The 20001-nt window shown below is 70.6% G+C and carries 16 protein-coding genes and 1 pseudogene; 11 read left to right on the top strand and 6 right to left on the bottom strand.

Annotated elements, in window-relative coordinates; genetic code table 11:
• Positions 1-71 precede the first annotated feature (71 nt).
• Entirely contained in the window at positions 72-1268 is a 1197-nt protein-coding gene (locus tag ACFV2X_RS24470) for a dipeptidase (protein ID WP_385619931.1), read from the top strand.
• 14 nt (positions 1269-1282) lie between these two features.
• Here ACFV2X_RS24470 and ACFV2X_RS24475 read toward each other — a convergent pair whose 3' ends face one another.
• On the bottom strand, positions 1283-2623 hold the full coding sequence (locus ACFV2X_RS24475; RefSeq protein ID WP_385619933.1) for a UDP-glucose dehydrogenase family protein: 1341 nt from the start codon (positions 2621-2623) through the stop codon (positions 1283-1285).
• A gap of 186 nt (positions 2624-2809) precedes the next feature.
• Here ACFV2X_RS24475 and ACFV2X_RS24480 point away from each other — a divergent pair, with 186 nt between their 5' ends.
• Positions 2810-3982 carry an acyl-CoA dehydrogenase gene (locus tag ACFV2X_RS24480; RefSeq protein ID WP_385619935.1) on the top strand — a complete coding sequence of 391 codons (1173 nt, stop codon included), beginning with the start codon at positions 2810-2812 and terminating at the stop codon, positions 3980-3982.
• Positions 3983-4058: 76 nt separating this feature from the next.
• On the opposite strand, the pseudogene ACFV2X_RS24485 reads toward ACFV2X_RS24480, so the two are convergent.
• Positions 4059-4442 (bottom strand): annotated as a pseudogene (locus tag ACFV2X_RS24485) (methyltransferase domain-containing protein); the annotation flags it as partial.
• Positions 4443-4789: 347 nt separating this feature from the next.
• Here ACFV2X_RS24485 and ACFV2X_RS24490 point away from each other — a divergent pair.
• Together ACFV2X_RS24490 and ACFV2X_RS24495 are read left to right on the top strand one after the other, a co-directional pair.
• The gene (locus ACFV2X_RS24490; RefSeq protein WP_385620035.1) at positions 4790-5086 is read left to right on the top strand and encodes a hypothetical protein; all 297 of its coding nucleotides are present in this window, start codon (positions 4790-4792) and stop codon (positions 5084-5086) included.
• Between the two features lie 157 nt (positions 5087-5243).
• Complete coding sequence (locus ACFV2X_RS24495; protein ID WP_385619937.1) at positions 5244-6257, top strand: DUF5954 family protein; 1014 nt, start codon at positions 5244-5246, stop codon at positions 6255-6257.
• A gap of 47 nt (positions 6258-6304) precedes the next feature.
• Here the strand turns inward: ACFV2X_RS24495 and ACFV2X_RS24500 are convergent, their stop codons facing one another.
• Entirely contained in the window at positions 6305-6670 is a 366-nt protein-coding gene (locus tag ACFV2X_RS24500; RefSeq protein WP_385619939.1) for an MmcQ/YjbR family DNA-binding protein, read from the bottom strand.
• 17 nt (positions 6671-6687) lie between these two features.
• Positions 6688-8082 (bottom strand): WD40 repeat domain-containing protein, encoded by a 1395-nt coding sequence (locus ACFV2X_RS24505; RefSeq protein WP_385619941.1) that lies wholly within the window; start codon positions 8080-8082, stop codon positions 6688-6690.
• Positions 8083-8239: 157 nt separating this feature from the next.
• Between ACFV2X_RS24505 and ACFV2X_RS24510 the strand changes: the two genes are divergently transcribed.
• Both ACFV2X_RS24510 and ACFV2X_RS24515 read left to right on the top strand, forming a co-directional pair.
• Positions 8240-9154 carry an ABC transporter ATP-binding protein gene (locus ACFV2X_RS24510; RefSeq protein ID WP_385619943.1) on the top strand — a complete coding sequence of 305 codons (915 nt, stop codon included), beginning with the start codon at positions 8240-8242 and terminating at the stop codon, positions 9152-9154.
• The gene (locus ACFV2X_RS24515) at positions 9138-9944 is read left to right on the top strand and encodes an ABC transporter permease (protein WP_385619946.1); all 807 of its coding nucleotides are present in this window, start codon (positions 9138-9140) and stop codon (positions 9942-9944) included. The genes ACFV2X_RS24510 and ACFV2X_RS24515 overlap by 17 nt, the downstream gene beginning before the upstream one ends.
• Positions 9945-10044: 100 nt before the next feature.
• Here the strand turns inward: ACFV2X_RS24515 and ACFV2X_RS24520 are convergent, their stop codons facing one another.
• A complete protein-coding gene (locus tag ACFV2X_RS24520) occupies positions 10045-11388 on the bottom strand; it encodes an LCP family protein (RefSeq protein WP_385619948.1) in 1344 nt (447 codons plus the stop codon).
• 106 nt (positions 11389-11494) lie between these two features.
• Between ACFV2X_RS24520 and ACFV2X_RS24525 the strand changes: the two genes are divergently transcribed.
• The 4 genes from ACFV2X_RS24525 (at position 11495) to ACFV2X_RS24540 (ending at position 17298) form a co-directional block, all read left to right on the top strand.
• On the top strand, positions 11495-12043 hold the full coding sequence (locus ACFV2X_RS24525; RefSeq protein ID WP_385619950.1) for an acyl-CoA thioesterase: 549 nt from the start codon (positions 11495-11497) through the stop codon (positions 12041-12043).
• A gap of 113 nt (positions 12044-12156) precedes the next feature.
• Entirely contained in the window at positions 12157-12705 is a 549-nt protein-coding gene (locus tag ACFV2X_RS24530; protein ID WP_385619953.1) for a hypothetical protein, read from the top strand.
• The gene (locus ACFV2X_RS24535) at positions 12702-16538 is read left to right on the top strand and encodes a hypothetical protein (protein WP_385619955.1); all 3837 of its coding nucleotides are present in this window, start codon (positions 12702-12704) and stop codon (positions 16536-16538) included. Before ACFV2X_RS24530 ends, ACFV2X_RS24535 begins: the two co-directional genes overlap by 4 nt.
• 76 nt (positions 16539-16614) lie before the next feature.
• On the top strand, positions 16615-17298 hold the full coding sequence (locus ACFV2X_RS24540; protein ID WP_385619958.1) for a hypothetical protein: 684 nt from the start codon (positions 16615-16617) through the stop codon (positions 17296-17298).
• Here the strand turns inward: ACFV2X_RS24540 and ACFV2X_RS24545 are convergent.
• The gene (locus ACFV2X_RS24545) at positions 17270-18697 is read right to left on the bottom strand and encodes an LCP family protein (RefSeq protein ID WP_385619960.1); all 1428 of its coding nucleotides are present in this window, start codon (positions 18695-18697) and stop codon (positions 17270-17272) included. The two genes, ACFV2X_RS24540 and ACFV2X_RS24545, sit on opposite strands and share 29 nt — an antisense overlap.
• A gap of 273 nt (positions 18698-18970) precedes the next feature.
• On the opposite strand from ACFV2X_RS24545, the gene ACFV2X_RS24550 reads away from it, so the two are divergent.
• A complete protein-coding gene (locus ACFV2X_RS24550; RefSeq protein ID WP_385619963.1) occupies positions 18971-19990 on the top strand; it encodes a glycosyltransferase family 2 protein in 1020 nt (339 codons plus the stop codon).
• Positions 19991-20001 lie beyond the last annotated feature (11 nt).

Raw genomic sequence — 20001 nt, forward strand, 5'->3', positions numbered from 1 at the left:
GGGAGGGGCATGCGGGGCGCGGCTGCCCGTGGCCCCGTGACTTGGCGCGGGCCTCGTAAGAGGATGGGGCAATGACCGACCGACTCGCGCAAGCCCGTGCCCTGCTGGCCGCCCACCCCGTCGTCGACGGCCACAACGACCTCCCGTGGGCCCTGCGCGAGCAGGTCCGCTACGACCTGAACCAGCGCGATATCGCCCTCGACCAGCGCGCCCACCTCCACACCGACATCCCGCGGCTGCGGGCGGGCGGCGTGGGCGCGCAGTTCTGGTCCGTCTACGTCCCCTCGCGCCTGAGCGGCGACGCCGCCGTCAGCGCCACCCTCGAACAGATCGACGTGGTGCGGCAGCTGGCCGACCGCTACGGCTCCGATCTGCGGCTCGCCCGCACCGCCGACGACATGGAGGCGGCGCGGGCCGAGGGCCGGATCGCCTCCCTCATGGGCGCCGAGGGCGGCCACAGCATCAACTGCTCGCTCGCCACCCTGCGCGCACTGTACGAACTCGGCGTGCGCTATATGACGCTCACGCACAACGACAACACCCCCTGGGCGGACTCGGCGACCGACGAGCCGCGCGCGGGCGGCCTCACCCGCTTCGGCGAGGAGGTCGTCCGGGAGATGAACCGGCTCGGCATGCTCGTCGACCTCTCGCATGTCGCGGCGGACACCATGCGGGACGCGCTGCGGGTGTCCGACGCCCCCGTCGTCTTCTCGCACTCCTCGGCGCGCGCCGTATGCGACCACCCGCGCAACATCCCCGACGACGTGCTGGCCCAGCTGCCCGCCAACGGCGGTGTGGCGATGGTCACGTTCGTCCCGAAGTTCGTCCTGCCGCAGGCCGTGGCGTGGACGCGGGCGGCGGAGGAGAACCTGCGCGCCCACGGCCTGGACCCGCTGGCCACCACTCCCGAGGCGATCAAGGTCCACCAGGCGTACGAGGAGGCCAACCCCCGCCCGGTGGCCACGGCCGCCACCGTCGCCGACCACCTCGACCATATGCGGGAGGTGGCGGGCATCGACCACCTCGGCATCGGCGGCGACTACGACGGCACGCCCTTCGTCCCCGTGGACCTCGCCGATGTCGCGGGCTATCCGAACCTGATCGCCGAACTGCTGGAGCGCCGCTGGTCCGAGGCCGACCTGGCCAAGCTGACCTGGCGGAACGCGGTAAGGGTGGTGCGCGACGCGGAGGCTGTGGCGCGCGACCTCGGCACCCACCGGGCGCCTTCCCTCGCGACGATCGAGGAGCTGGACGCGGCGGGCGCCTGACGCGGCGGGGACGGCTATACGGTGGGGCGGCCCAGCGCCCGGTAGGTCCAACCGGCCTCGCGCCACCGCTCCGGGTCGAGCGCGTTGCGCCCGTCCAGGACCCGGCGCTCCGCGACCGCACCGCCCAGCGCCGCCGGGTCCAGCTCGCGGAACTCGGCCCACTCGGTCAGATGCAGCACCGCGTGCGCGCCCTGCGCGGCCTCCAGCGCGCTGGGCGCGTAGGCGAGGGTCGGGAAGAGGGCGCGCGCGTTGTCCATGCCCTTGGGGTCGAAGACCGTGACCTGGGCGCCCTGGAGGTGGATCTGGCCCGCGACATTGAGCGCGGGGGAGTCCCGTACGTCGTCCGAGTCCGGCTTGAAGGTCGCCCCCAGCACCGCGACGCGCTTGCCGAGGAAGCTGCCGCCGACGGCCTCGCGGGCCAGCTCGACCATGTGGCCGCGCCGCCGCATGTTGATCGAGTCGACCTCGCGCAGAAAGGTCAGCGCCTGGTCGGCGCCGAGCTCGCCGGCGCGCGCCATGAAGGCCCGGATGTCCTTGGGCAGACAGCCGCCGCCGAAGCCGATCCCCGCCCGCAGGAACTTCTTTCCGATCCGCTCGTCATGGCCGATGGCCTCGGCCAGCTTGACCACATCGCCGTCCGACGCCTCGCAGACCTCGGCCATGGCGTTGATGAACGAGATCTTGGTGGCCAGGAAGGAGTTCGCCGCGGTCTTCACCAGCTCGGCGGTCGGGAAGTCGGTGAGGACGAACGGCGAGCCTTCAGCGAGCGGCGTCTCGTAAACCTCGCGCAGCAGCTTTTCCGCACGGTCACTCGTCACGCCGACCACGATGCGGTCCGGGTGCAGGGTGTCCTGTACGGCGAAGCCCTCGCGCAGAAACTCCGGGTTCCAGGCCAGCTCGGCGTCCGCCCCCGCCGGAGCCAGCTCCGCCAGCCGGGCCGCGAGCCGGACCGCGCTGCCGACCGGGACGGTGGACTTGCCCACGACCAGGGCCGGGCGGCGCAGATGCGGGGCGAGCGAGTCGATGGCGGCGTCGACGTAACTCATGTCACAGGCGTACTCGCCGTGCTTCTGCGGAGTGTTCACACAGACGAAGTGGATATCGCCGAACTCGCCGACCTCCTCGTAGGAGGTGGTGAAGCGCAGCCGCCCGGTCGATCCCTCGAACCCCGGGACATGCCGCCGCAGCAGTTCCTCCAGGCCCGGTTCGTACATCGGGGCCTTGCCGGCCGCGAGCTTCTCGATCTTCTCCGGGACCACGTCCAGGCCCAGCACCTCGAAGCCGAGCTCGGCCATGGCCGCGGCGTGTGTGGCGCCCAGGTAGCCGGTGCCGATCACGGTGATCTTGAGGGCCATGCGTGCTCCAGAAGGCGTGTGGACGGGATGCGCTGCCTGAGCATAGTCGCGCCCGCGCGCGAGCTCCGGTCCGCTGCCCCTTCTCACTGCCGTCCGCTGTCGGCAAAGTCACCTGTACCTGATCAGGAGGGCGCTCTAGAATTCAGTTACTTAACGGTAGTTAGCACTCAGGGGAGTGAGAAGATCTTGGCGAGTTCCGTGGACTTCGACCTGTACCGGCCGTTGGAGGAGCACGACATGCTCCGCGAATCGGTGCGCTCGCTCGCCGAGGCGAAGATCGCCCCCCACGCCGCAGAGGTCGACGAGGAGGCCCGCTTCCCTCAGGAGGCGCTGGAGGCCCTGGTCGCCAACGACCTGCACGCGGTGCACGTACCCGAGTCGTACGGCGGCGCGGGCGCGGACGCCCTCGCGACCGTGATCGTCATCGAGGAGGTCGCCCGCGTCTGCGCTTCCTCCTCCCTGATCCCCGCCGTCAACAAGCTGGGCTCCCTCCCGGTGATCCTCTCCGGCTCCGAGGAGCTGAAGAAGAAGTACCTGGCGCCGCTGGCCAAGGGCGACGCGATGTTCTCGTACTGTCTGAGCGAGCCGGACGCGGGCTCCGACGCGGCCGGTATGAAGACCAAGGCCGTGCGCGACGGCGACGCTTACGTCCTCAACGGCGTCAAGCGCTGGATCACCAACGCCGGGGTCTCCGAGTACTACACCGTCATGGCCGTGACCGACCCCGACAAGCGCTCCAAGGGCATATCCGCGTTCGTCGTCGAGAAGTCCGACGAGGGCGTCTCCTTCGGCGCTCCCGAGAAGAAGCTCGGCATCAAGGGCTCCCCGACCCGCGAGGTCTACCTCGACAACGTCCGGATCCCCGCCGACCGCATGATCGGCGCCGAGGGCACCGGCTTCGCCACCGCCATGAAGACCCTCGACCACACCCGTATCACCATCGCCGCCCAGGCCCTCGGCATCGCCCAGGGCGCCCTGGACTACGCCAAGGGCTATGTCCAGGAGCGCAAGCAGTTCGGCAAGCCGATCGCCGACTTCCAGGGCATCCAGTTCATGCTCGCCGACATGGCCATGAAGCTCGAAGCCGCCCGCCAGCTCACCTACGCGGCCGCCGCCAGGTCCGAGCGCGTCGCCGCCGGAGCCGGGAAGGAAGATCTCACCTTCTTCGGCGCCGCCGCCAAGTGCTACGCCTCCGACGCCGCCATGGAGATCACCACCGACGCGGTCCAGCTCCTCGGCGGCTACGGCTACACCCGTGACTACCCGGTCGAGCGCATGATGCGCGATGCCAAGATCACGCAGATTTACGAGGGTACGAACCAAGTCCAGCGGATCGTGATGGCGCGTAACTTGCCGTAGCGGCCCGACGGAAGTCAAGAGAACACCCCTGCCGATCGCCATGCACAGCAGGGGTGTTCGGGGCCGTGCTGGAAGATCAGTGTTTTACGCCGCGCACGATCAGCGTACCGATGTGCCCCTCTGTCGGAGCCTCCAGGACGGTCGCATCAATGTCCCGGAACCCACTCTTGGCGAGAAGCGCGGTCCACTTGCGAGGCGTGTAGCTGTACCGGTGGGTGAACATGGCCTTTCCTGCGAAACCGCCCTTGTGCATGCCCTGGGGGCCGTACGCCCCCGGGATGGCCGGGGGCTGGGAGAAGACCAGGGTGCCACCGGGGGTGAGCCGCTGCGCGATCAGCGGAAGAAGCTTTGCCGGGTCGGTGAACCAGACGGCCCCGAAGATTGAATAGATCGCGTCGTAGGTGTCCGCGCCGGCCGCCAAGTGATCGAGCACTTCCGCGCAGATGAACTCCGCGTCCGTCGTCTGCTGGACCCAGTACGCCGGGCACGGGCCCGGTCCGGAACTGGTCGTGCTGTGCGGGCAACTGTCGTCCTCGGTCTTCACGGATGGTTCGGTGTCCCCGCCCCGGGGTAAGGCGAGGACACCTGCGCGGGGTGGTGCTCAGTGGCTGTCGGGCACCTTGTTGTCACACGGTGAGCATTCCGCCGCATCCATGGCCCACAGTTCATCGTCCACGGCGAACCCGTTGTCCTGCAGGATTTCAGCCGTCCTCATCACGGTGCCGTCGCACCGGCGGTGTGCCGTGCGGTGGGGACGGCGGCTCGTCGGAGGAGCCGCCGACCGGGGAGCGGCTGAAGGCGCGGAAGATGGCAGGGGAGCGCTGGGAGGAGGGGCCCAAGCGCCCCAAGGCGCATGTGGCGTATCCGTACGACATGCCGGGCCACTGCGGCATCGCATGGGCGACCTTCGGCGGCAGGACCTGGAAGATCTCCGGAGTCGGCCCCAGCGTCGGCAGGCAGGTCGAGGGTGATGCCCCGGAGGGGGCCGATGTCCTCGCGGGCTACATGACGCTGATGGCGAAGGACGAGGCGGTGTTCGAGGCGGCGGCTTTCTCGCCGGTGTACTTCACTGCGACGAAGGAGACCGCGCCCAGGTGCGACTGAGCCTTCGGAGGGTTTCCGGGATCAGGCGGCCGAGGCACAGGCGTTCGGCTCGTGGCAGACCCGCGACCACCAGGTCGTACGGGAACTACTCGGGAATTCCTTCAGCATTTGAGTGGATTCGGCCTGCACGCATACCCGGAGCCATGACAATGTGTGCATGGTTGACGACTGGAAGCGACACCTTGACGCGCTTCATGCAGAGTTGGTCCGCCGCGACGACCCCGTCGCGTGGGTGACTGAGGCCGACGCGGTGAACGCTTCGCGGCTGTACCCGTACTTGGCACTGCGTGGGCCTGTCTTCGGTATTGCTGTGCAGGAACCCGCCGTCGGTCCCGACTGGCGTCTGCTTCTGCCGGTCGTGAACGGGATGCCCCAGCAGGCCCGGGACGGGCTGAACTCGCACCTGTGGTTCAAGGCCAAGGACGACACCGACGACCCTGCCGTACGACGCGAACTATTGGCGGCCGTGGCCGTGCTGGAACGCGAGCCGGTCAACGACGTGGAGGCCCTCGGCGTGCGCTACCGGGTTGTACGGGGAGACGAGTTCGCGCGCAGCGGGGAGGACGGGCTGGAGCCACCCCGCCCCACCGACAGGGAACCGGTCGACAGAACCTGGGGCGTACTCAGCAGGACGCCCTCGCCGGACACGGGCTTCGTCCTCGACCCCGACCAGAACGGCGGCCTGATCGCAGGCGCCTTGAAGCTGGGCCTGCGCGATTTCGCCTACGACGACTCCCGATTCCCGGCCGAAGTACGCGCGGACTCGAAAGGGGCAGCCGCCACCTATCCGGACATTGTCCTGCTCCCTGTCGGCTTCGGCGTGGTGGAACGCGATGAGAAGTGGTGGCGGCCACATGGCGCCATCATGGCCACCCCGCACGAGGCACGGGACCTGCTGTACGGAGCGATGACGGATATCTGGCCTGTGCTCTACCAACTCGACCAGCATGAGAAAGCCGAGTACATCAAGGCGGCCGAGGAGTTCAAAACCGCCGGCCACGCCAATGATGTGCGCGTGGGCGACCGCCTGTACCGCATCTGCCGTATCGAACGGCTGGTCCGCTGCGGTCCGGACGGGCCGGAGCCGCCGCGCCGCACGGACGTTGACGAGTACGGTCCTTCGAAGATGCATCCGACGATGAGCGAGGACGGCAGCCTCCACTACGACTGATCCTCCGCACTGTGTAACGGGTGCCCGGCCCTGAAGGGCCGGTCTTGTCAGGGGCGGTCCAGGCGCAGGCGTTCGGCTCGTGGCAGACCCGCGACCACCAGGTCGTACGAGTCCTCGATGAGCTCTCGCACCAGCCGGTCCGGAAGCTCCGCGTCGACCGTCACCGTGTTCCAGTGGCGCTTGTTCATATGCCATCCCGGAACGATCAGCCCGGGGTGCTCGGCGCGGAGACTGATCGCCTGCTCCGGGTCGCACTTCAGGTTCGCCGTGAGGGGGCGCGCGTCCAGGGTCGTCAGGGCGAACATCTTGCCGCCCACCTTGTAGACGGAGACTTCCGGGACTCTGGGAAAGGGGAACTCCTCCACCGCCGCGTTGAAGGAGAGGCAGAAGGAGCGAAGCTGCTCGGGGGTCAATCCGGTATCTCCTTGCGCTAGTCGTCGGACGGGCCCATGGCGAAGAGGACGAGCTCGGTCCGGCCGTTGTGGAAATCGTCTTCGCCGCGGGGCTCCAGGAGGGCGGCCAGCCACCGCCCGTCCGGTGACCAGGAGAGCCCTTCGACCCAGGTGGTCAGCTGTCGACCCATGATGATCTCCTTATCGGCCATCCGCCACACACAGAGCTCCTGCAGGCCCTCCTGGCCCTCGTACAGATAGGACAACTTGCGGCTGGAGCAGTTGACCACGAGGTAGCTGCCGTCGGGGCTCGACTCGAGCTGGAACAGCCGTTCCGAGGCGTCCATGACCTTGTCGACGACCTCGCCCGTCTCCGGATCGACGACGTACAGGTTCTCCTGCGCACCCAGGAACAGCCGGGAGCCGTCTCCGGAGAAGCTTTCGCACTGGATGGGGTCCCAGCTGTCGGCGTGGGCCACGCGTCGGCGCGGGGACCGCTCCGTGGCGAGCAGGTCATAGCCGCCGTCGCGCGCGTCGTTGGGGTGGAGCCGGTAGGCGCCGTCCCGCGAGCGGACCTCCCCGCCCTGGAAGGGGACCTCGACCTCCGCACGAGCGTCGACGTCGAAGGCCCACTGCGGCTGGATCTCGGGATCCTCCGGCTGGGGGTATGTCTTGACCGTGAGGATGTGCTCCCCTGGCACCCACATCAGCACCGGCACGATCCACTCGTCACCCGCCGAGGTGTGCAGCACCTCGCTCCAGTCGGCGGTGTCGTACACCCACACCCGGTTCTGGTCGCTGCATACGGCCAGATACGTGCCGTCGTCGGAGAACTCCACCTGCAGGAGATGGTCGTAGGCCAGGTCGCCTGTGGCGCTGTCGAACGGGCGCAGGGTGATCGCGGGGCCGGCCAGGTCCGGGATATGCGGGGCGTCCACCGCCGTCCAGGTGTCCGCGATGAGCGGAAACGCCGTCGTCCCCCAGGCGGCACCCTCGCGCAGCGGCTCCAGCCAGCGCGGGTCGGTGACCGTGACCTCGTACTCGCACTGGACGAGCAGGTCTTCGTCCTTCCAGGCCCCGTCGCGCTCGTAATAGAAGTCGTGCAGCCGCTCCCACTGCCGCGCGGCGAGCGGATGGTTGCGGGTGGCGACGCGCTCGACTCCGGATACGAACCGGCGCGCATGGGCGTCGACCCAGGCGAAGTCCAGCGCGGTCCTGGTGTCCACCAGCTGCCACAGGGGTCCCGTGCCGGGAGTCCCCGAACGGCCGGACGCCCCTTCCCACAGCAGAAAGAAGAAGAACGTGGGGTCGTCCGGTATGGCGGCGTGCGTACGGCCCGGGGTGTCGTAGTAGACCACGAACACCTGGAACCGGGCGCGCAGCCGCTCCCGGTCGACGGCAAGCACCCGCACGCCATACATATCGGTCGACATCGTCGCCCTCTCCCTGCCAAGGCCAAGTGGCCGAATCCGAACCGATGTTGCCATGAGGCACCGACAACCGGGCAGCCGGCGCTCGGCGATACTCGGTCAGGCCGTCCGACGGCTGCTAGCATCCCGACTGATTTCACCATGGGGGTAAGGAGCGGGGATGGGGGACGGCCAGGTCGTTTATGAAATCAGCGGCGTTACGAAGAGATTCGCCGGTGCCGATTGGGCGGCCAACGACGATATTTCGTTCACCATTGAACAGGGTGAGTTCTTCGGCATGCTCGGCAGCAATGGCGCCGGAAAAACCACCCTGATCAAACAGATGGTGGGACTGCTGAAGAGCAATTCGGGCGCCATCCGGCTCTACGGCGAGGACGTGCTCGCCGACCCCGTTTTCACCAGTATGCGGGTCTCGTACATGCCCCAGACCGCGTTCGCCCTCAACAGCCTGACGGCCGCCGAGGCGATCTATGTCACGGCGCATCTCAGGGGGCTCGGGCGGCGGGAGGCCAGGCGCCGGCGGGACGCGCTCATCGAGCGGCTGGACATCGGGGCGATGCGGAACAAGGCCGCCCGGCGGATGTCCGGCGGGGAGCGGCGGCTGCTTCAGCTGGCGGTGGCGCTGGTGGCCGATCTGCCCGTGCTGATCCTCGACGAGCCGACGAACGAGCTGGACCCGGCGCGCCGGCGCATGGTCTGGGACCTGCTGCGCGAACTCAACCATGAACAAGGGCAGACCATCGTCCTGATCACCCACAACGCGCTCGAGGCCGAGCAGGTGATCGAGCGGGTGGGCATCCTCCGCGAGGGCAGGCTGGTGGCCGTGGGGCGGCCGGCGGAGCTCAAGAGCGGGCTGGCCAAAACGCTGAGCGTGCATCTGACCCTGCGCGAGGGGATGGCCGCCGAACTCCCCGACTACCTCCAGGTGCAGAGCCGGCACCGGGGCAAGGTGGTCGCGCAGGTCTCCCGTACAGACGTCGCGCGGCTGACCGCCGACCTCGATCTCGATGAAGTCCTGGAATTCCGCCTGCAGTCCAAGACGCTGGAGGAGGTGTATTTTGAGTACGGAAATTGAGGAAACTGAGAGAAGTGCGGGAATCGGGCGCAAGCCGCTGCCGTTTCATCACGCGGTATGGACCCTGTTTCTGGTGCAGCTCTCCAACTGGCGGTGGTCCTGGCGGGGAATGGTGATCACCGGCATGGTGGCGCCCATCCTCACCCTGGCCGCGATGGGGGTTTTCGCCAAGGAGTCGGGCGGGCAGGCGGTGCATCAGGTATTCGTCGGCAGCCTGACCCTGGCGCTGCTCTTCGAGACGCAGAACAAGGTCGCGGGCAACTTCGCCTTCATGAAGTTCAACGACGCCTTCGACTTCTACGCCGCGCTGCCGGTGCGCCCGCAGGCGTTCATCGTCGCCACGGCGGCCGCGTTCACCCTGCTGGCGCTGCCCGCGCTGGTGTGCACCACGCTGTTCGGCGTGCTGATCCTCGGGCTGGACGTCAGCCTGTCACCGCTGGCCGTCCCCGTGCTGCTCGCGGTGGTCCTGCCGTTCGTCGGCTACGGCGCGTGGCTCGGGAGCCGGGCGAACAGCCTGGAGGAGGCCGGTTCGCTGAGCCTGCTGTCCGTCCTGGCCATGGTCTCGCTCGGGCCCGTGGCGGTCCCGGCCCATCTGCTGCCGGACTTCCTGGTCTGGATCGGCTGGGCGAACCCCGCCTTCTACGCCTCTTCGCTGCTGCGGCAGGTGTTCTTCGGCCCGGTCGACGGCACGACGGCCGTCTACTTCGGTGTGCTGCTCGGCTATCTGCTGCTCATGTGGGTGCTGAGCAGTAAGCGGATAGCCGGATTCGGCGGGACGGCGGAGTCGTAGCCGACGCACCCCCGTACCCGCGTACCAGAAAAGCGGAACGGCTGCCGCACCGGATCAGGTGCGGCAGCCGTTTACGTTCTGCGGAGGTCTCGCGGTGGCCTCACTTGCTGGAGACGGTCACCTTCTCGTCGTTCTTCAGCTCCTCCACCAGCTGCTTGACCTTCGGCATGTCCCACTGCACCGCGCTGCCCTTGGAGGTGGCCAGGCCGGGGTTGGAGACGGGCATGTTCATCTGCTTGCCGTCACCGCCGGAGACGCTCTTCATCGCGAAGAACATGTCCTTCACGTCCCACAGGCTCATGTCCTTGTCCACGATCAGCGAGTCCAGGCCCGCGCCCATGGTCGGGTAGAGCTTGAAGGGGTTGAGGACGGTGCTCGGCGTGGCGGCCTTGTTGGCCAGCGCGGACAGGAACTTCTGCTGGTTCCTGGTGCGGTCCAGGTCGCCGCCGGCCAGGCCGTAGCGCTGGCGGACGAAGGCCAGCGCCTCCGTGCCGTTCAGCGTCTGCTTGCCCTTCTTCAGGTTGGTGCCGGCGTGCTTCTCCTTCATGTCCTGCGGGACGTCGATCTCCACGCCGCCGACCGAGTCGACGATCTTGGCGAAGCCGTCGAAGCCGATCTCCGCGTAGTGGTCGATGTGCAGGCCGGTGTTGTACTCGACCGTGCGGACCAACAGCTCGGGGCCGGCCATCGAGAAGGAGGCGTTCAGCTTGTTCTGCGAGTTCTGGTACCGCTTGCCGGTGTCCGGGCCGGTGAAGGCCGGGATGGTGACCCAGGAGTCACGGGGCAGGCTGAGCATGGTGTTTCCGTTGTCACCGACGTGCAGGATGATGATCGAGTCGGTGCGGCGGCCGTCGGCGGAGCCGGTGTGCAGCTTCTTCTTGTCCTCGGCGGACATGCCCTCGCGGCTGTCCGAGCCGACGATCAGATAGTTGGTGCCCTTGCCGCCGTCCGGCCGGTCCTCGACCTTGCTGAGGTCCACCTCGCGCCGCAGCTTGGAGTCGGCCCAGAAGTACGTGCCGACGCCGACCGCGAGCAGCAGCACCAGGAAGGTGATCAGGCCGATGGTTATCCGGCGCTTCCAGTTCTTGGGCCGGGCCGCGCGCGGGGCGCCGCTGTGGCCGCCCGGTCCACCCGGTCCGCCGGGCCCGCCGGGGTCGCCAGGGCCGCCGCGGCCGTAGACCTGACCGGTGTTGTAGCCGTCGTCGGCGTGGCCGCCGTAGTCGTCGTAGTCGTCCTGGGACGCCTGCTGCTGGTGCGGGACGGAGCGGCGCGGCGACAGATCAGGGGGGAGTGGCGGTTCGGTGTGCCGCGGCGGGCCGCCGACGCCCTGGCCCGCGCGCCGCACTTGCGGCATGGCGCGGGCGCCTTCCGGTTCGGCGCTGCCGCTGCCGCTGCCGTACCGGTCCCTGCGGTCGCTCGTCCACCCGTCGGGCCAATCATTCATGAAGGGAAGTGTGCCTTCCCGGGTCGGTCGCCTTACAGGGCGGGTGCCGGATCGGGGCACGGCTGTTGCAGACCTGATAAGAATCCCCCGGCATATGGTTGACGGCATGACCATTCAGGCCTCGAATCCGGAGTCAGACATTCCGGGTAAGCCCACGTCCGCCGCACGCATCACCCTCTCGCACATCATGACCGGCAGTGACACCAATCTCCTCGGCACCGTGCACGGCGGCGTGATCATGAAATTGGTCGATGACGCGGCGGGAGCGGTCGCCGGGCGTCACTCCGAGGGCCCCGCCGTCACGGCCTCGATGGACGAGATGGCCTTTCTGGAGCCGGTCAGGGTCGGGGACCTCGTCCATGTGAAGGCCCAGGTGAACTGGACCGGGCGGTCCTCGATGGAGATCGGGGTGCGGGTGATGGCCGAGCGGTGGAACGAGTCCACCCCCGCGACCCAGGTCGGCAGCGCCTATCTGGTCTTCGCGGCCGTCGACGCCGACGGCAAGCCGCGCCTCGTACCGCCGGTCATACCGGAGACCGAGCGGGACAAGCGGCGCTACGAGGAGGCCCAGATCCGGCGTACGCACCGGCTTGCCAGGCGCCGCGCGATCAAGGAGCTGCGGGCGCAGCGGGCCGCCGAGGGCATCGAGGACTGAGGCGGGCGACAGGGGCCTGCAAAGGTGCGGTGTCCTCGGCGACGCGGACGCTGCTCCTCGACTCCCAGCGCTCTAACCTTGGCCCATCGGTGCATGCTGCGGAGGGGGAAGCTGTGGACGACGTGTTCGCCTGGGGCGCGCTGGGCGCCAGTGCGGTCACTCAGGGATTCGGATTTCTCTACGCCCAACTCGGCGAGGTCTTGGGGCGCCGGAGGGAGCGGTCGCGGCCGGAGGGCGACCCCGGCGGCGCGCTCGACGGCCCGGTGGGGGAGCTGGAGGCCGACGAGGCTGTGGTGGAGGAGCGACGGACGCAGTTGCAGCGCCTGGACGGCGAGCTCGCCCCGTATGCCGCCCGGTACCTGACAGACACCGGCACCGAGCTGCCCGATGTCCCCGACGAGCGGCTTCTGGAGGTGCTCGCGGAGCTGCGGTCCGCCCTGGAGGCCGTGTACGGGCGGCGGTTCACCCTGGTCGGAGAGGACCGTGAGCCCACGGGCACCCGCATCGAAGTGGACCAGGAGCTGGGCCGGGTCGCCGGGTCGGCCACCGGCGTCCGGGCGCGGCGGATCGCGGGGGACCGCGGCATCTCGGTGCGGCAGCGCGGCACGAGCGTGGAAGCCGGGGCAGAGGTCGTCGGCGTACGGATCGACGACATCGAGTGACGACGGGCAGGGCTTTACGAAGCGTCCCCGGCCCGCTGCCGGGCGAGATCGCCCAGAAGGTCGCGGGGTTCACCGGCCGTGCCGGGGCGCTGCGCGAGGTGGTGCGATGGGCGACGGCGGAGGACACCGACGGTGGCATTCTGCTGGTCACCGGGGCGCCGGGGGTCGGGAAGAGCTCGTTCGCCGGGCGCCTGGTGCAGATCTCCCGGGGCGAGGCCTCCGAGCCGGGTGCGGAGAGCGGCGGGCGGCCCTTCCGGGTGCGCGCCGCGTACTTCTGCGCCTACCGGGACCGCTCGGGGGAGGTGGTCCGGAGGCTGAGCGAGCAGCTCGCCGACCATGTGCCCGGTTTCCGCCCGGTGTTGTCCGACGCGTCGGGCGGACATCTCGACATCCGCGTCGACATCAACGTGTTGGACAACCTCGGCAGCATCACCGGCGTGGACCTCGGCGGGACACCACCCGTGGACCACCTCGTGGACCGGTTCCTGCGGCGGCCCATGGCGCAGGTGGTGGAACAGGGCGCGGCGCGGGAGCCGACGGTGGTCCTCGTCGACGGGGTGGACATGCTGCCGGGGGCCGAGGCGCAGCAGCTCGCGCAGGCGCTGCGGGCCGCCGACATCCCAGGCCTCAAACTGGTCCTGACCTCGCGCCCCGACCCTCGGATCGTCAGCGTGCTGCACCGGCAGGACGGCCTGGACCTGGGCGAGGCGCGGCCCGCGGACCTGGCGGACGTGGCCGAGTACGCGCGCCGTGAACTGGCCGGGACTCGGTTGCCCCACGGCGTGGTGAGGCGGCTGGCGCGCCGCGTCGCCGAGGCGGCGGAAGGCAACTTCCTCTACGCCCGCTATGTCACCCGGGATCTGCGCGACCGCGCGCACGACCTCCCGCTGGACGTCTCGATCCCGCTGCCCGCCGACCTCACCGAGGTGTACCAGGAGTTCCTGGGGCGCCGGCTGAACGAGGCGGAGCGGCCGACCGAGGAGTGGGAGGGGCTCTGGCGCCCCGTCCTGAGGTATCTGGCCGCGGCGTTGGGCGAGGGGCTGTCGCACGACCGCCTGGTCCGGCTCAGCGGCCTTCCGCCGGAGCGGGTCACGGACGTCCTGCGCAAGTGCGCGCCGTTTCTGCGGGAGGCGCCGCCGGAGGGCCCGCACCGCCTCTACCACGAGTCGTTCCGCGACTATCTGCGCGCGCCCGGCGAGGGCATCGCGACGAAGCTCTACAGCGTCTCCACGGACGGTGTGCACCGGGCCATCGCCCAGTCGCTGCTCGACCGGTGGGAGGGGAGGTGGCACGAGTGCGACGAGGCGTACGCGCTCGACCATGTGGCGGAGCACATGGCGCTCGCGGATGCGGAGGAGAGAGTGGACGGCGACCCGGACGGGTGGCCGTGGCCGCTGTCGGTGCTCGCCGACGCCGGGTACCTCGGTGCCCGGCTGGCCGCCGGGATGGTGCGGCCGCTCCACCGCGATCTGGCGCGCTGCCTGGGCTGTTACGGCGGGGCGCCGCCGCGTCTGCTGGCCGAGCTGCACCGGGCGGTGCTGCTGCTGGGAAGGAGGCGGCTTCGGGCGGGCGAGTCGTCGGCCTACACCCTCCACCGGGCGAGGATGGACCTCCCGATCGAGGAGCCGGATGCCCGTGAGGCGGCGGTTCACCTGTGCCAGGCGCTGCACTTCGAGTGCGCGGTCAACGGGGCGCGCGGCCTGGCGAACGTGTTCGCGGGGCAGCTGGAGCGGGACGGGCACGAGCGTCTGCTTCTTCTGTGGGCCGCCGCCCCGGGTGCGGGGCGGCGGCTGCACCGCCTGACCAGGGTCAAGGGCATGCCGATGGCGGCAAGGGTGTCGTCGGAGGCGCGCTATGTGATCGAGGTCGGAGAGGACGGCAGCGCCGCGGTGTGGGATCTGACCGCTGCCGAGCAGCCGGTCGTCCGTGAGAGCGGCAAGAACTTCACCCACGCCGCCACGGCGGCGCGGGAGGGCGAGACGTTCGCTTTGGGTAGCGGTGAGGGGATCGTGGAGGTCTGGACCGGACCACCGCCGTTCCGGGAGCGCCGTCGGTTCATCGGACTGGCCGACCGGGTCTCGGCGCTGGCGCTGTCCGACGACGGTCGGCACGTCGCGGCGGCGGCGTGGGACGGGCGCGTCGCCGTCTGTGCCACCCGCACCGGCCGTGCGGTGGCCCGCTGGCGGGAGCGGAGTCCGCTGGTGGCCCTCCACCTCCTGGAACCGACCGGGCCGACGGCCGTCGGGCTGCTCTACGGGGTCGGGGCCGACGGCGCCGTGCGGGTCTGGAATCTGCCGGCGAGCGGCCGGCCGATCCGCCTGGCGGCGCCGCTCCCGCCGGCCGTCTCCGCCGCGGCGAACGGCTCCTCCACGCACTGGCCGACCCACCGGCCGACGCCTCTTTTCGCCGTCGCACAGGAAGCGGGGCTCGCCCTCTACGGCACGGGGAGCGGTGATGTCGTCGTACACGACCTCGCCACGGGAGAGGTCCGCGCCACCGTCCCCACCGGCTACCGCGGCGCTCTCACGGCGATCGACGTCACACCCGACGGCAGGCGGGCCGTGGTGGGCTGCGCGGACCAAGTCGCGCGGGTGCTGGACCCGGCAGAGCGCAGCACGACGGCCACACTGCCCGGACATCCCGCCGCCATCACCGGGGTCGCCATCAGCGCGGACGGGAGCCGTGTGGTCACCATGACGACGGCCTCGGACGAGGACCTCCGGGTCTGGGACCCGCGGCCCCCGGCGCCGCTTACCACGACCTCGGGGGCGCCAGAGGCTCCGGATGGGACCACGGCGGTCCAGGTCCACTCGGGCACGGTGACCGGCCTGGTCTTCTCCTGGGACGGAAGGACGCTCGCGAGCTGTTCCGCGGACGGGACGGCGCGGGTCTGGACGGCCGCGAGCGGGGACGGCCGTCTCGTGCTGCACCATGAGACGCGGGACGCCCGCGCGGTGGACATCGACCGCCACGGGCGGCGGGCCGTCACGGTCGACACCGAGGGGCGGGTCCGCCTCTGGCGCACGGCTGACGGCGGCCTGGTCCGCGAGCTGTCCCCGCGGGTCGTCGTGAGCGGCGCGCCCCCGGTGCGGTTCCTCGACCAGGGGCGCACGCTCGCCGTGGGGGCCTCGGACTGGACCGTCCACCTGTACCGTGCCGACGACGGAAAGCCGCTACGGCGGCTGGAGGGGCTGCCGGGGCCGCTCCTTCAGCTGGGCGAGGCGCGCGGCGGGCGGTGGATCCTGGCTTCGGACGGATCGGCACCGCGGGTCGCCGTGTGGAGCCGCCGCACCGGACGCCTGCTGCGCATCCTCGATGCGCCGCCGGACGAAGAACAACTGTCGTCATGGAGCCTGCACCAGCTGTGTGTGCCGGGTGACGGCGACCATGTCGCGGGCTGCAGCCCGGACCAGCTGTACCTCTGGCACGTCCGCAGCGGCCGATGCGTCGTCCGCCACGCCGCCGGGCTGCCGGCGGTCGCGGATCCGCGGGTGCCCTTGCTGTTCCACCACCGCGAGTGGGCCGAGCTGGGCATGGTGGTCGCCGGGGACACGAGCGGGCACCACTCCGTGCCCGGCAGTGCCGCTTTCGCGGACATGGCGTCCGATTTCGCGATCAACCATCCCCCCGGAACCCGCTCGGCGCATCTCGCGGCGATCGCCGGCGAGCGAGTGTCGGTGCTGGATCTCGACACCGGCGGGCGGGTCGATGTGGTGATCTCCGACTACGCGACCGCGCTCGCCGCCCACCCGCATATCCGGGGCGTCTTCGCCGTCGGCACCCACGAAGGGATGGTCCTGGTCTGCGCCGCCCGCGGACCGGCGCCTCGGTGAGGGCTCCAGGGGTTGCCCCCCGACAGGCGCAACGGTGCGTGATCGCTCACTCACCCATGGTTCGTACAGTGGGCGCATGCCACGCCTTCCCCGCGCCGGTTCGCTGGCCGTCATCCACATCCCGGCCACCCTGCTGTTCGTCGCCGTCGGGCTGATGGTCGGCGGGACGGTCATCAACGCGGGCGGACTCGTCACGCTGACGGTCAGGCCCGTGCGCACCGTCACCCCCGAACCCAACCCCACCTGGTCCACCACGCCGGGCCAGGCGCCGGTCACGCCGACCCCGACGGACACTGACGTCATCCCGACCTCACCTCCGACCTCACCGCCGACGTCACCCCCGACCGGCGGGCCCGACACGAACTCACCGGGGCCCCAGGAGTCACCGAACCAGCCCCAGCAGCCCCAGCAGCAACCCCAGCAGCCCCAGCAGCAGCCGCAGGGCGGGCAGCCGAGGGCGCTGTGGCGCCCCGCCGCCCTGCACAGCGCGGCGGCCCTGCCCGCGGCGCGGCGGCAGGACAGCGGGCAGGACGGGACGACGCTCCAGGCCAATGTGCCGGCGATCGCGACGGCCCTGGTGGGCCTGTGCACCCAGGTCCTGGCCCTGCTGACCGCCCTGATCGGGCTGTACGTGGGCGGGCGGCGGGCCGGTGCGGCCGCCCGGGGGGAGCCGCAGCCCGCGGGGCCCCGCGACACCCGCCCCGTTCGCAACACCGGCACCGTCCGCACCCCTAGGGGCAGGCGACCTCGGCACCGCTGACCGCCGTGCCCGCGCCCTTCTCCGCCGTGGGGTCCTCGGCCCGTACCGGGTGCACCGCCCGGAAGTCAGAGCCCAGCGTGACCCGCATCACCGACCCCTGCCGCGCCACCGGCTTCAGCCGGGCGCCGGGCAGGGCGGCGGCCAGGGTGCGCACCGAGCGGTTCCAGATCGGGTCGTACTCGATCAGCGTGCGCCGCACCGCCGAGGACCTGGCGTCCGCCGGGGTCCCGGTGGTGGCGAAGCCCTGGGTGCGCAGCGTGCGGAGGGTGCGCCGGGCCAGGCCCGTGGTGCTGGTGCCGTTGAACACCCGGACGCGGACCTGGGCGGGCGGTACGTCGACCGGGGTGGCCCGCAGCCGCTTGCGGCGGTGGACGGCGAGCGGGCGGTCCTCGCGGAGGGCCTGGAACAGGCGCGCGGCCCGTACCCGGTCCCAGCGGAGCGTCGAGCCGAGGCCCTTGACCTGGGTGCCGGGCAGCTGGACCGGGACCGAGACGAACTCCGAGGACTCGACGGTGAAGCCGCGCATGGCCTGGCCCAGCGCGACCATGTCCGCCGCGCCGAAGCCGCGGTCGGCGCGGACCGAGCCGAACAGGGTGGCCGCGACCCGGCCGAACTTCACCGGGTTCAGCAGGGTGCCGCTGCCGGTCACCTGGTGGATGACGGCGGCCAGGAACCGCTGCTGGCGGCGGATCCGGCCCAGGTCCGCGGCGCCGTCGAGATGCCGGGAGCGTACGTACTGGAGCGCCTGGCCGCCGTCCAGGGCATGGGTGCCGGCCGACAGGTTCAGACCGGTGTAGGGATCCTTGAGCGGCCGCGTCGTACAGACCGTGACCCCGCCCACCACGTCCACGGTCTTCATGAAGCTGGTGAAGTCCACTTCCAGGTAGTGGTCGATGTGCACCCGGGTCATATGCTCCACGGTGCGTACGGTCAGGCTGGGGCCGCCCTCGGCATAGGCGGCGTTGAGCTTCTGGTGGTGCGCCGGGCGCACCCGCCCGGACGGTGTGGTGTACGCGGGGATCCGGGCGTACGAGTCGCGGGGGAGGCTGACCACGCTGGCGCGGTCCCGGTCGGCCGACAGATGCACCAACATGATGGTGTCGGTGCAGTGGCAGGGGGCGCCGCCCAGCCGGTAGCGCCGCTTCTGCGCGCGGGTGATCTTGTCCCGGCCGTCGGTGCCGACGACCAGGATGTTGACGCCCCGGTCGCTGTCCATGGGCCGGTCGTCGAGGCCACCGAACGCGTCGACCCGGTGGATGCCGGACTCCAGCTCGGTGACCAGCAGATGCCCCACGCCGCCGGCGAGCAGCACCAGGGCTGCGGCGCCCGAGACGATCCGCAGGCCCCAGCGGGGCCGGGAGGGCTGCCGGGGGCGCGGCGGGCGGGCCGGTGCACTCACTGCGGGGGACCTCCGTGACGGCGAGGGGTCTGGTGGGTCTGCGGGGCGGTCTGGTGGGTCTGCGGGGCAGGCGACGGGCCTGGCTGGGACTGCGGGGCACAACCGCGGACACCGTAGGGCCATACGATGAGCGGAGCGGCGGCCCCACGCCGCCCGCCCCGCCCGCTGCCACCCGGGCGGCGCGCTCCGGTGTCCACCATTCGCGGTAACGTGGCCTCTCGAAATTCGACAACCACAGCTTCTGGGGGACCTCCCCCCGACCCCCGAGGTGCCATGCCCCCGCATCAGCTCCCGGCCGTCTCCGTGATCATGCCGGTGCTCAATGAGGAACGTCATCTGCGCAACTCCGTCCGGCACATCCTGGAGCAGGAGTACACCGGGGAACTGGAGGTGGTGATCGCCCTCGGCCCGTCGAAGGACCGTACCGACGAGATCGCCGCCGAGCTGGTGCGCGAGGATCCGCGGGTGCATACGGTGCCCAACCCCACGGGCCGCACCCCCGCCGCCCTGAACGCCGCGATCAAGGCGTCCCGCCATCCGGTGGTGGTGCGGGTCGACGGCCACGGCATGCTGTCGCCGGACTACATCGCGACCGCGGTGCGGCTCATGGAGGAGACCGGCGCGCAGAACGTCGGCGGCATCATGCACGCCGAGGGCGAGAACGACTGGGAGCGCGCCGTCGCCGCCGCCATGACCTCGAAGATCGGCGTGGGCAACGCCGCCTTCCACACCGGCGGCGAGGCGGCCCCGGCCGAGACCGTGTACCTCGGGGTGTTCCGCCGTGAGGTGCTGGAACAGCAGGGCGGATACAACGAGGAGTTCATCCGGGCCCAGGACTGGGAGCTGAACTTCCGGATCCGCGAGGCGGGCGGGCTGATCTGGTTCTCGCCCGAGCTCAAGGTCTCGTACCGGCCGCGCCCCAATGTGCGGGAGCTGGCCAAGCAGTACAGGAACTACGGCCGCTGGCGGCATGTGGTGGCCCGCTTCCACCAGGGCTCGATCAATCTGCGCTATCTGGCGCCGCCGACCGCCGTCGTCGCCATCGCGGCGGGCGTCGTGGTCGGCGCCGCGCTGACCCCGTGGGGGCTGCTGGTGCCGGGCGGCTATCTGGCGGCCATCGCGGCGGGCTCCGTCCCGGCCGGCAAGGGGCTGCCGCTGAAGGCCCGGCTGCAGATCCCGGTGGCGCTGGCGACCATGCACATGTCGTGGGGCTGGGGCTTTCTCACCAGCCCGCGCGCGCTGGCCAGGAAGGTCATCGCCAGCCGCCGCCCGGCGGTCACGGCGAGCCAGTAGCCCACCCACCG

This window comes from Streptomyces sp. NPDC059679 (assembly GCF_042734105.1).
Lineage (GTDB): Bacteria > Actinomycetota > Actinomycetes > Streptomycetales > Streptomycetaceae > Streptomyces.